The sequence below is a fragment of the Synechococcales cyanobacterium T60_A2020_003 genome (genome assembly GCA_015272205.1).
Classification (GTDB): domain Bacteria; phylum Cyanobacteriota; class Cyanobacteriia; order RECH01; family RECH01; genus JACYMB01.
Genome location: JACYMB010000400.1, coordinates 1 through 10,415 on the forward strand (window position 1 = coordinate 1; position 10,415 = coordinate 10,415).

11 protein-coding genes are annotated in these 10,415 nt (G+C 53.2%); 3 read left to right on the forward strand and 8 right to left on the reverse strand.

What is annotated here, in order from left to right:
* Positions 1–341: 341 nt before the first annotated feature.
* The 6 genes from IGR76_19360 to IGR76_19385 form a co-directional block, all read right to left on the reverse strand.
* Complete coding sequence (locus IGR76_19360) at positions 342–902, reverse strand: YqeG family HAD IIIA-type phosphatase (protein MBF2080608.1); 561 nt, start codon at positions 900–902, stop codon at positions 342–344.
* Positions 903–1,066: 164 nt separating this feature from the next.
* A complete protein-coding gene (gene mltG / locus IGR76_19365) occupies positions 1,067–2,167 on the reverse strand; it encodes an endolytic transglycosylase MltG (GenBank protein MBF2080609.1) in 1,101 nt (366 codons plus the stop codon).
* A 111-nt stretch (positions 2,168–2,278) separates the two neighbouring features.
* Positions 2,279–2,839, reverse strand: a complete 561-nt coding sequence (locus IGR76_19370; GenBank protein MBF2080610.1) for a DUF3727 domain-containing protein — start codon at positions 2,837–2,839, stop codon at positions 2,279–2,281.
* A gap of 108 nt (positions 2,840–2,947) precedes the next feature.
* On the reverse strand, positions 2,948–3,376 hold the full coding sequence (gene ruvX / locus IGR76_19375; GenBank protein MBF2080611.1) for a Holliday junction resolvase RuvX: 429 nt from the start codon (positions 3,374–3,376) through the stop codon (positions 2,948–2,950).
* Positions 3,376–4,665 carry a GNAT family N-acetyltransferase gene (locus IGR76_19380; GenBank protein ID MBF2080612.1) on the reverse strand — a complete coding sequence of 430 codons (1,290 nt, stop codon included), beginning with the start codon at positions 4,663–4,665 and terminating at the stop codon, positions 3,376–3,378. The genes ruvX and IGR76_19380 overlap by 1 nt, the downstream gene beginning before the upstream one ends.
* Positions 4,666–4,825: 160 nt before the next feature.
* Positions 4,826–6,022, reverse strand: a complete 1,197-nt coding sequence (locus tag IGR76_19385) for a F420-0:Gamma-glutamyl ligase (protein MBF2080613.1) — start codon at positions 6,020–6,022, stop codon at positions 4,826–4,828.
* 339 nt (positions 6,023–6,361) lie between these two features.
* Between IGR76_19385 and IGR76_19390 the strand changes: the two genes are divergently transcribed.
* The 3 genes from IGR76_19390 (at position 6,362) to IGR76_19400 (ending at position 8,912) form a co-directional block, all read left to right on the forward strand.
* Positions 6,362–7,309, forward strand: a complete 948-nt coding sequence (locus IGR76_19390) for a carotenoid biosynthesis protein (protein MBF2080614.1) — start codon at positions 6,362–6,364, stop codon at positions 7,307–7,309.
* Positions 7,310–7,446: 137 nt separating this feature from the next.
* Positions 7,447–8,619: a glycosyltransferase gene (locus tag IGR76_19395; GenBank protein ID MBF2080615.1), complete on the forward strand. Its 1,173-nt coding sequence runs from the start codon at positions 7,447–7,449 to the stop codon at positions 8,617–8,619.
* Between the two features lie 146 nt (positions 8,620–8,765).
* Positions 8,766–8,912 carry a DUF4278 domain-containing protein gene (locus IGR76_19400; GenBank protein ID MBF2080616.1) on the forward strand — a complete coding sequence of 49 codons (147 nt, stop codon included), beginning with the start codon at positions 8,766–8,768 and terminating at the stop codon, positions 8,910–8,912.
* A gap of 377 nt (positions 8,913–9,289) precedes the next feature.
* Here IGR76_19400 and scpB read toward each other — a convergent pair whose 3' ends face one another.
* Together scpB and IGR76_19410 are read right to left on the reverse strand one after the other, a co-directional pair.
* Positions 9,290–9,898, reverse strand: coding sequence for an SMC-Scp complex subunit ScpB (gene scpB, locus IGR76_19405; protein ID MBF2080617.1), 609 nt, complete (start codon positions 9,896–9,898; stop codon positions 9,290–9,292).
* Positions 9,899–9,920: 22 nt separating this feature from the next.
* On the reverse strand, positions 9,921–10,415 hold a 495-nt coding region (locus tag IGR76_19410; GenBank protein MBF2080618.1), incomplete at its 5' end, for an ABC transporter ATP-binding protein.

Below are 10,415 nucleotides of genomic sequence, written 5' to 3' on the forward strand. Positions count from 1 at the left end.
GTCAACCAGCTTCCGAACCAGTCCCCTTCTTTTTTAGGGGGGCTAGGGGGGATCGACTAGTGCTTATCATTACAACTCTTGAATTTTCAAATATCCTCTTAGTAATCGAAACCGGATCTGCACCGTCCAAAAGACTCGCAGATCATGGACGGGAAATCAATACCGCCTCCGGAAAAAATCAAAAACAAAGAACGCCGACTTCTAAAACTGCGAAGTCAGCGCTCTTAAACCTTATTAAACAAACTTTTTATAATTAGAACCTTTATATTAGCTGGCTCCATTTGAATTTATAGGTATTATGTCAGGGATTCCAGTGATTTCCTGTAGACGTAATCTTTTCTTTATATTTCCCTTTCTGTTGATTCGTTAAGTTTCGAATACTTATGCTGCTTTGGCATCGTGGCACCCAGAATTCGCGATAGCCAGACCTCCAGTACCCGCACAATGCTCTTGCGATCCGTGAGAGAGGGTAACGTCATCGGTTCCACAAGCACGGTAAACATGCCCAGGCGATTTCCAGCCAACACATCCGTAAACAGGCGATCGCCCACCATGGCGACCTGAGCAACGGGAAGTTGCATGGCCTTTAACGCTTGCCGTAGTTTCCGTCGCGACGGTTTCCGTGCCCCAACAATGAAGGGAACGTCCAAGATCGTGGCAATGTGCTGAATACGATGCCGACTCATGTTGTTGCTGACCAGCCAAATGCGGACAAACGGTTTCAGAGATTGAATCCATTGCTGCACCTCCTCGGACACCTCGACTGACCGGAAGTGAACCAGGGTGTCATCCACATCTAAGACCAGACCCTTGATGTTGTTTTGTTTCAGCATCTCCAGCGTGAGGCTCAACACGGAGTCTCCCAAAATCAAATCAGGTTGTAGCAAAATACCCCAAGACATAACACTTTCGGCAAAAACAGTAGCGTGGAGGCAGGAGGAGGCTCGGCTACAGCCGAAACAGATTCCTCTTCCTCGGGAGTAGGGGACTGGGTTCATCCAGACCTAATAGGAAAGACGAGGGTGAATCCGAACACCAGCGGCGTAGATGCGGTTGCATATTCAGTTCAGTTAACCGAACCAGATTCTGAGTGTTGCTGAGCCGCCAAGCCATCCTGAATCTCAGCCTGAGCAGCCTCATGTTCGGCCAGGGTTCGACTGAAAACGTGAGTGCCATCATATCGCGCCACAAAATACAGATAGTCTGTATCGTCGGGGGATAGGGAGGCTTCTAAACTGTCAATTCCGGGACTGGCGATGGGGGTTGGGGGCAGACCAGGGTTCAGATAGGTGTTGTAGGGCGAGGGCGTGTTGACATCCCGGAGGGTCAGGGGGCGATCGGGGGTTTGGAGAATACCAAGGGCATATTCCACCGTCGGATCGGCCCCCAGAGTCATCCCTTCCGTGAGACGACGCGCAAATACGCTGGCAATTAGCGATCGCTCGTCACCCACAACCGCTTCTTTCTCCACAATACTGGCAAGCGTCACCCACTCCAACAAGGAATAGGGAGAGTTGGCCTCGTCATAAATGGGAAGGGCTACCTGCTCAAACTGGGTCAGCATTTGACGCACGATCGCATCTGGAGTTGCGGGATCGGGTAAAACGTAGGTGTCTGGGAACAGGAAGCCTTCGAGATGGGGCAGATTTTCTGGCAGCCACGGATACTCGTCGTAGGGAATAGTCTGGCTAGCGGCAATAAAGTCCTTTGCTGGGAACAGCCCCTGGGCTTCTAAATACTCCGCCATCTGTTGAATGTTCCAACCTTCCGGAATGGTGATGCTGACCTGCACCACATCCCCTTCCCAAATCGTATCGGCGATCGCTCCTAGGGGATCCATCGGCGATAGCTCGTAGGTTCCAGCCTGGAATCCTCCTTCCCGATTGGTGAGATGCTGTGCCCGTGTCCACACCTTCCATGCCGTGGCTGACCGAATTAGCCCTGCCGCTTCCAGATCCTCGCCAATCTGCTGAGCAGAGGTACCGGGAGGAATTTCGATTTGTACGCTTGCCTCGTCTGATAATTGAGTCGTTGCCTCGTCTAGAGACACCACAGTCGCAGTCGCCCAACTCCACCAGCTCCACCCCTGCCATGCTGCTACACCGATCACAGCAGGAAGCAGCAGAAGGTAGAAAAACAATTTGGAAATGCGGCGAGAGTTACTCATGATGGCGGGGTCAAGTCGGCAAATTGCTGGTATTACAACAAGCCAAGAGCGTAGGAATAAGCGATACGGCAGATCGGATCGCCTTGTCCTGCCCTTGAACGTGCTGCAATCCTAGTCCAAATCATCAAACAATTGGTCTTCGAGCTGCGATCGCACCATCTCATACTCCTCCGGCTCCAAGAGTTTCAAGTGTTCGTCGCCATCCATCTGCGCAAAGATGGGCAGCGGATCGATGGGGGTACACATAATATACTCCTGCTCCTCGTGGAAAAATCGAGCCAAGATTTGAAACGACTCTTCCGTCGGTTCTTGATCATCCCAATCCAGATTAAGGGTAATCACGTCGTCTTCCTGGGCTTCGGGCAATTCGCCTTTGGCCGTCAAGGTCAGCGCTGATCGGTTCAGGGTCAAATTTTGCTCCGCTAATACCGCGCGCGCCGTATCAAAAACCTCGTCAACCTCGTCATCTTCTAGGTCAAACAACGCTTCGTCTTCATCTTCAGCATCGTCATCCCACGCAAAGATTTGAACGGGAGCATCAATCGGAAACAGCAGGAGGTATTCGCGTCCGTCCACTTCGATCGATTTCTCGACGTAGCACACGAGCGATCGCCCCTCTTCATCCGCCAGGCTAATCGTATCTTCTTCAATATCAAAATCGTTGTTGTTCATCCACGCGTCTCCGTGTGCCCCGTCTAGAAAGCCCATAATAGGTCAGAATGTCGAGTTTTGTTTAAAAGTCAAAGGGTTCTTTAAGAAAGAAGTTGATGATTATACTGTTCAGCTTGTTCGCCGTGCATCCAGCCACCGCTGCAAGATCAGAGCAGCCGCTTTCCGATCGATCAAGGCTTTATTTTGGGAGGGCGATCGCCCTTCGCCTTGGATTAACTGCTCTGCCTCCACGGACGTTAACCGCTCATCCACGTACTCTACCGGAAGTTGGAGGGCTTTAGAGAGGCGATCAGCAAACTTTTGCACCTGCCGCGCCTGAAACCCAAGCTCGCCGTCCATCGTGTAGGGCAATCCCACCACCAGTTGGGAAACCTGCCGCTCAGTCACCAGATCTCGCAGCAGCGCCACATCCTCCGCAAAAGAACGACGATCAATGGTCAGCAGTCCGATCGCAATCAAGCCCGTACCGTCGCACCCGGCTATCCCAATGCGCTTGCGCCCAACATCCAGCCCTAGAGCCGCTATCCGCTCTGCCATTAGCCTTGGGACGGAGTCGATGAATCAGACGAAGACGGATCAACCTCCCACTCCATGCCCGTTCCCAAGGACGGATTTGTAGCAGGATGCCCGTTTGAATTTCCTCGATGCGATGAAGGCTTACGATTTTTTTGAATGGCCTCCTGAGCTGAGTCCAGGAAGGAGAGACGGCTAGGAATCGGCTTGCGAGCAGGTTGCAGCCCTTGAAGCATTTCAGAAAGCTGCAGGTTCTCCAACGCCGTAGGCCGAGCCTCCCGCAGTTTATGCCATACCGAGCGCGACATCAGCAGCGTGTGTTCCGTCTGCTCTGCACCAATCTTGGCGAGATATTCTTCCCGCTCTGATTGATAGTCCGTTGAGGCGAGGCGCAGGGTTTGCCGTGATGATTCCTCAACCAGTCGCGCCATGTGGGCGAGTAGCTCTGGATAGAGCCAGGTATAGGCAGGATGCACGGTTAAATCGGCCTCTGGGGTCTGGGAGGTATTGCGACTCAGGCTGAGCTTAAAGAACCCGATCGCCGCTTTGCGCTGTGGTTCAAACACATACCCTGTTTTGCTCTCCGTGCGGTTCACCCACTGCTTACCACTTTCTACGACTGACCCTGCCAGCCCTGTCTTGAAATCAATCGTTTGGCGATCGAACACTTGGCGGACGAGGGGCGGCATCGATACCGTGTCTAACTGGTGCAGCAGGAACGCATCGGCATTCCCCACAGGTAAAAGATTGGGCAGATCGGGGGTATGCTGGGCTAGGGTTTGAATAATGTCGGGGGCGATCGCCCAATAGGTCATCTGAGCGAGGGGTTGGAATCCGTTATGGCGGTAGAGGGCTAGGGTATCCCCATCGTTCACATCGACCTCAATCAGCCATGTGCGTGCTTCCCAGATGCTTTCAAAGCAGTAGCGCAGCAGTTGGGATCCGATATCCAGCGCCAGCAACTTTTCACCAGACCGGGTGACAACGGCTTGACTCACCACCTGATCGACCCGCCACGTCGAACGGCTGCGGTTAAAGGGCGATACCTGAATCATGCCGCAGAGTTGACCGTCGTACTCAGCAACGTAGGCCGAAAATAAATGTTGAAGGGGATTCGGCACAATGCTCAGGGCTTTGACCGGGCCATACCAGCGGCGAACCTGTTGGATGAGGCTGAGGGGGCGATCGCCGCTATCCTCCGCATCTTGAGATCCACCAGAGGGCTGCCGAGCTTGAATGAGCACTTCAATATCATCCAAATCTCGGTACTGAAATGGACGAATATGGAGCTTAATGGATAGAGAAGACGTCATAGCGGTTGATTGCCGAAGCATCCGAAGCCTATTCTTTCTCTTCCAGTCTATCGCTTATACATCATAAACACCGGAAAAGTTCAAGGTTATCGCCCATTTCATGAATCATGAGTCGATTCTGGCGCACAGCAGAATCCACAATCATCACTCTAGGGATTCGCTAGGGCTTGGGGGGAGCCAAAGAACTCTCGGTCGGGCGGATCAAAACCACAGGCGTTTGTTCATCAGCATTTCCGGCTGGATTGCTGATCAAAGCATCGGTCAAGAAGGCTTCGTTTAAACCCGCCGATGCCGCCAGCACCTTGACCGCCCGCAAATCATTCACATCCACGATGGCCGCCCCTAATCCCGTTTCTCGCTGGATGCGATCGACCACCTGCTGAGGGTTGTGGGGGCCAAGGACGATGAACTGATCGTAGGGAGGTAGGGTTCCCGTGACATCGTCAATCAAGCGTGCCTGCTCCCCTGCCAGTTGATAAAACATGCCCGGTTTACCCAACAGCTTTTTGGCGATCGCCCCCCCAACAAAGGCAAAGAAGACACGCGGCGCACCCACAATATCCACCAGCGATTGCATCCCGCAGGCCGTCGCCAAGCTCGAGGTGGGCATGAAGTAGTAGCACAGTCGTTTCGCTAACCATCCGGGCTTCACATCCGTCGGGTGATGAAAGCGACCTTGCATCAGGGCGATCGGCGTTTCGCCAATGGTCACAATATCGCCGGGTTGGGAATGGGGCAGGACGTAGCGTTGAACCACCTCGACCGGATCATCCAAGTGGGTCAGGAGATGGGTTTTGATGGGGAGCACATCTGCCTTAGCCGTCGGTCGCCAGCGCTGGGGTTGATCGGCAGCGGCGGGAAAGGCCAAGGGCACAATCACATGCCGTAGTTTCGGGATGCGTCCTTGGGGGCCGTAGGTGACGTAGCGAACGCGAATCCAGGCCGCTTGCAGATCGTTGAGGTTTGGGCCATAGATATCCAGGGCGACCTCAAACTTGGTGGTCTTCCCGATTTTGACAATGTAGCCAAACCAGTAGCCATCGGGACGGGCAGGCGCATCGGGATGATGAGGGGTGATCCGGATTTGGTGGGTGATTTGATCGAGGGAACCTTTAGAGAGCAGCGTCACCTCAACCGACACCTCTGGAACCATAATCTCCAGACGTTTCGTGAGGTTCACCAATTCCATCTCACCAACCAATAGGTAATGATTAGGCTCGTAAACTTCGAGGTTCCAATCTCCTGCGGTCAGTTCAAGACGATTGCCGGGACGCCGCTGGTACTGATGCTCGATCAGCAGCCAAGCCCCAATCAGCACAATTCCTAAGATGGTTAGTCCAAGTGCAATGCCGCCCATTGTCGTTCCTTACTATCCCGTGGAGGTCAACGTTTTACTATCTACTGGACGGTACACCCTTCGCGATTTTTAAGCAAATTTGCTGGAATCCGACGCCCCAATTCGGCTCAGAAGCATACTTTAGGTTAAACAGGCTAACTGACTAGCCGAGAGCATTTGAACGGCTGAGATTGGTGTGTTAGCGAAGAACCGGGACAAACTGAGCGGGGTTACACCCGCCGAATTAGAAATTGCGAGAGATTCCAGGGAGCTTTTCTGAACTTTTGTAACAAAACATTTGTAAACTAAGGATTAAGTTTTTGGGTCTGTTCTAGCACTCAACGTCTCTGGAGAGTCTGTATGAAGCGATTGCTAACGATAGAGCGCGCCTGTCTAGTGGGTCATTTAGTTTCGATGGCGTTTGGCTTGGCGGGTTTACTGTGGGTCATGCCCCATCCTGAAATTCTGTCGCTGCTGCCTGCGGGACAAACGATGTTCCGGTGGAGCATGGCTGGCGGTGGTGTGGTCTATATCCTTTTGGGGACGATCGCCGTTTCCATCTATGCCTATCGCACCCTGGGACTTAAATCTTGGCTGAGTTTTATGATTCCAGCGATCGCTATTTCCCTATCCAGCGAATTGCTGGGAACCAGTACAGGCTTTCCCTTTGGAGACTATAGTTACCTGAGTGGACTGGGATACAAAATTTCGGGATTGGTTCCCTTCACGATTCCGCTGTCGTGGTTTTACCTGGGGATTTCGTCCTACCTGTTGGCGCGAGCTGGCTTGGACTCTCCAGAACGGTTGCAGGATCCAAATAGCCTCCGCCCAATGGCATGGTGGCGGCAGATTGCAGCGGTGTTGCTGGGTGCGGTGCTGTTGACCTCCTGGGATTTTGTGCTTGATCCGGCCATGAGCCAAACGGCCATGCCTTTCTGGTACTGGCATCACCCGGGCGCATTTTTCGGCATGCCCTATCAAAACTTTGCAGGCTGGATGCTCACCGGATCCGTATTCATGGGAGTGGCGACATTACTTTGGCGAGGTCAGCCGCTGCGATTGACGCGATCGCAAGTCACCTTTGCGCTAATCGTCTACCTCGGTAACTTCCTATTTGCGACGGTGATGAGCCTGGGGGCTGGGTTCTGGCAAACGGTTCTCTTGGGGATTGTGCTGGGTGTCGCTCCGGCAGTGCTGTGCTGGCAGCGGGCAGGAGGGATGGACGTAGCAGATCAGGCGATCGCCCCTGAGCAGGAGTCTACAGACGCCAGTTCCTTGGCTCCCTCCGTTGCCGCGTCCTCAAAGTAGCAGGACTGAGATCTATTGAGATCCTGATTGAGCGTGGAGTTTAGGATTTGGACTGACTCCACGCTTTTATGTGTCAACCTTACCGCACGGCATAGATAGTTTTGGATATAGAGGTTTCAGCATTTGGGTTTGGGGAAATGGGAATCGGGATCTTGGCGACGATACTGCTCCTGGTGCAAATTCCCTTTGTCTGCCTTTGGTTAGCGCGATTATTTCAAGGCCCTACACGGCGATCGCCCCTCCGTCCCGTCCGTGCCAATCCCGAGCAATTGGGTACGGTGAGCGTTGTGGTTCCCACGCTGAATGAGGAAGCACGGATTGATCCGTGTCTCACTGGTTTAAGTCAGCAGGGGTATGAACTGCGGGAAGTGATTGTGGTGGATAGTCGCTCCCAGGATGGCACCGTGGATCGAGTAAAGGCCGTGCAGCAAACCGATCCAAGATTCCGAGTCATCTATGACGATCCGCTGCCGTCGGGCTGGGTTGGGCGACCGTGGGCGCTGCATACCGGATTTTTGAACAGTGCAGAATCCAGCACCTGGGTGTTAGGCATTGATGCCGATACCCAGCCGCAGCCGGGGTTAATCGCCAGTGTGATCCAGGTCGCAGAACAGGAACACTATGACCTGATTTCCCTCTCGCCCCGCTTCATTTTGATGGATGCTGGGGAATGTTGGCTCCAGCCTGCGCTGCTGATGACGCTCATTTATCGGTTTGGCCCCTCCGGTGGCGCGGCGGATGGGGCAGAGCGGGTGATGGCGAATGGACAATGCTTCCTTTCGCGGCGATCGCTCCTTGTGGAGCTGGGCGGCTACACCAGTGCTCGCCAGTCCTTTTGTGATGATGTCACCCTGGCCCGGTTCGCGGCGGCCAAGGGCGCAAAGGTCGGTTTTCTCGATGGCGCAAAGGTACTGAAAGTTCGCATGTATGAAGGGATGGCAGAAACCTGGCGCGAATGGGGGCGATCGCTCGATCTGAAAGATGCCTGCTCTCCGGGGCAGAAATGGGCGGATCTGCTATTTCTCACCACCGTTCAAGCGCTGCCATTATTGACGCTGCCGATCTGGATAGGGGCGATCGCCACAGGTCATAGCTATACAACGGTATGGGCAGCCCTAGGACTGAATGGAGTGCTGATGCTGATTCGAGTGGCGTTGCTGTGGGCGATCGCACCGTCTTACGACTTTTCGCAAGCCCGGGGAGCTTGGACGTTCTGGCTATCCCCCTTGGCTGATCCGGTAGCGGTTTTCCGAATACTGATTTCGTCGGTGCAGACCCCCAAACAATGGCGCGGACGCACCTACAGTTAGGCTAAATCTGGCTACGTTGAAATCGAAACCTTGGGGCGATCGCAACTCCTGAACAAACCTGAATGGATCAGGATTTTTTCTGCTGGGCGTTTCCCGCATGATAGGGACATACCGAAAGGAACCACTCACAACACGGAGACAGCCCCATGCAACTCACATACCGAGGCCAACAGTACAACCCCAACCAAACCTCCATCATCAGCCCTGAACTCCCCATCTACGGAACCTATCGCGGCCAGAAAGTCACCTTCACGGAATCCTGTTCTGGGGTGACACTTAACCCCACCGCCTGACGGCACATCCCCTACCCTGCGGGAAGCCGCTTCGCGTCTAGAGCAAGGGGAGGTTGGGAGGGGTCTCTGAAATAGTGCTAAGTAGATAGTCGTAAATAAATAAAGCTCTTCGTAGGATGGGTTAGCGATAGCGTAACCCATGCTGTCAAAGGATTTGATGCGTTACGGCTACGCCTAACACATCCTACATTTAATTAGGGTCACCTACTTACTTTGCGAATCGGATTCAGTATCACAGGACGAACCTAGGTGTAACAGCCTAGGTTTTGTTGTGCCAATCGTTCATGACATTGGCGACATGTCCAAGGATAAAAAGGGCTGTCATACGGAATCCGATTCCCGGCTTCTCAATGGATGCGGATTTACGGCTTAGAGGTCTACGTCACGTCCGACATGGCCTCAAGCTCATCATCTTCACGCTCAACGTCCTCCTCATCAAATTCAGAATCGATTTGATCCTCATCCAGGTCTTCCTCAAATTCAGAATCAAGCTCATCCTCTGCGGTGAAATTCGGCGTGATTTCGGGAAGTTGGTCAATCTGGAAATACTGATAGAACTTTTCCGTCACCTGGAGCCAAAAGGAACGCCCATCACTCTGGCGACGCTTCCGCACAAAGCCCTGAGCCACCAGATCCGGAACGTGCTGATACACTCCCGATCCACGCAACTCTACCAGGTCTGTTTGCGAAATTTGGCCTTTGAGGGCGATCGCCGCTAAGGTTCGCAGTGCCCCCACCCCCAGATCGACTGGAACCAAGGTGTGCACCAGATCCTGAAACGACTCTTTAAGCTGGAGACAGTAACCCTTGGGCGTTTCGATAATTTCCAACGCGGTTTCTCGGTGGGCGTAATCGGTCATCAGTTGCAGCAAGCCCTCTTCGGCATCGTCGCGATCGCAGTTGGCAAACTCTGCAATTTTGGCAATCGGGAGCGGTTGCGCTTTCAGGTACAGAATTGCTTCAATTTTGCTGGCAAGGGATGGCATAACCCGATACGCCCCTCGTAATCTAATCGAGATTTCGTCCCGTTAATTCTACAAAGATATCTTCCAAATTTGACGGACGTACCATCAGTCCGGTTTTATCGGCTTGCTTTTCCAAGTAAGAATCCGCTTCTGCCAGGGTCGGGAAGAACTTATAGTCCCAGCGATCGCCATTTTGTTTCATCACCAGCCCTTCCCCGTGGGCGCGGCGGAGTTCTTCTAGCGTACCGATTTCAATCAGCTTGCCACTGTCCATAATGCCAATGCGATCGCACAGGTACTCCACTTCTTCCATGTAGTGCGTCGTGAGCAGAATCGTCATGCCCTGCTGATTCAATCCCTTAATAATTTCCCAAAGGCGGCGACGGGTTTGGGGGTCAAGGCCGACCGTGGGTTCATCGAGAAATAAAATTTGCGGCTGATGCAGGAGTGCCCGCGCAATTTGCAAGCGCCGCTTCATACCACCCGATAAGGTTTTGACCAGATCATCGCGGCGATCGCTCAATTCCACATAGTCCAG

Coding starts and splice junctions, on each gene's coding strand:
- IGR76_19370 (MBF2080610.1), bottom strand. CDS start 2,839: ATGAACAACAACGATTTTGATATTGAAGAAGATACGATTAGCCTGGCG.
- IGR76_19390 (MBF2080614.1), top strand. CDS start 6,362: ATGAAGCGATTGCTAACGATAGAGCGCGCCTGTCTAGTGGGTCATTTA.
- IGR76_19395 (MBF2080615.1), top strand. CDS start 7,447: ATGGGAATCGGGATCTTGGCGACGATACTGCTCCTGGTGCAAATTCCC.
- ruvX (MBF2080611.1), bottom strand. CDS start 3,376: ATGGCAGAGCGGATAGCGGCTCTAGGGCTGGATGTTGGGCGCAAGCGC.
- IGR76_19360 (MBF2080608.1), bottom strand. CDS start 902: ATGTCTTGGGGTATTTTGCTACAACCTGATTTGATTTTGGGAGACTCC.
- mltG (MBF2080609.1), bottom strand. CDS start 2,167: ATGAGTAACTCTCGCCGCATTTCCAAATTGTTTTTCTACCTTCTGCTG.
- IGR76_19380 (MBF2080612.1), bottom strand. CDS start 4,665: ATGACGTCTTCTCTATCCATTAAGCTCCATATTCGTCCATTTCAGTAC.
- IGR76_19385 (MBF2080613.1), bottom strand. CDS start 6,022: ATGGGCGGCATTGCACTTGGACTAACCATCTTAGGAATTGTGCTGATT.
- scpB (MBF2080617.1), bottom strand. CDS start 9,898: ATGCCATCCCTTGCCAGCAAAATTGAAGCAATTCTGTACCTGAAAGCG.
- IGR76_19400 (MBF2080616.1), top strand. CDS start 8,766: ATGCAACTCACATACCGAGGCCAACAGTACAACCCCAACCAAACCTCC.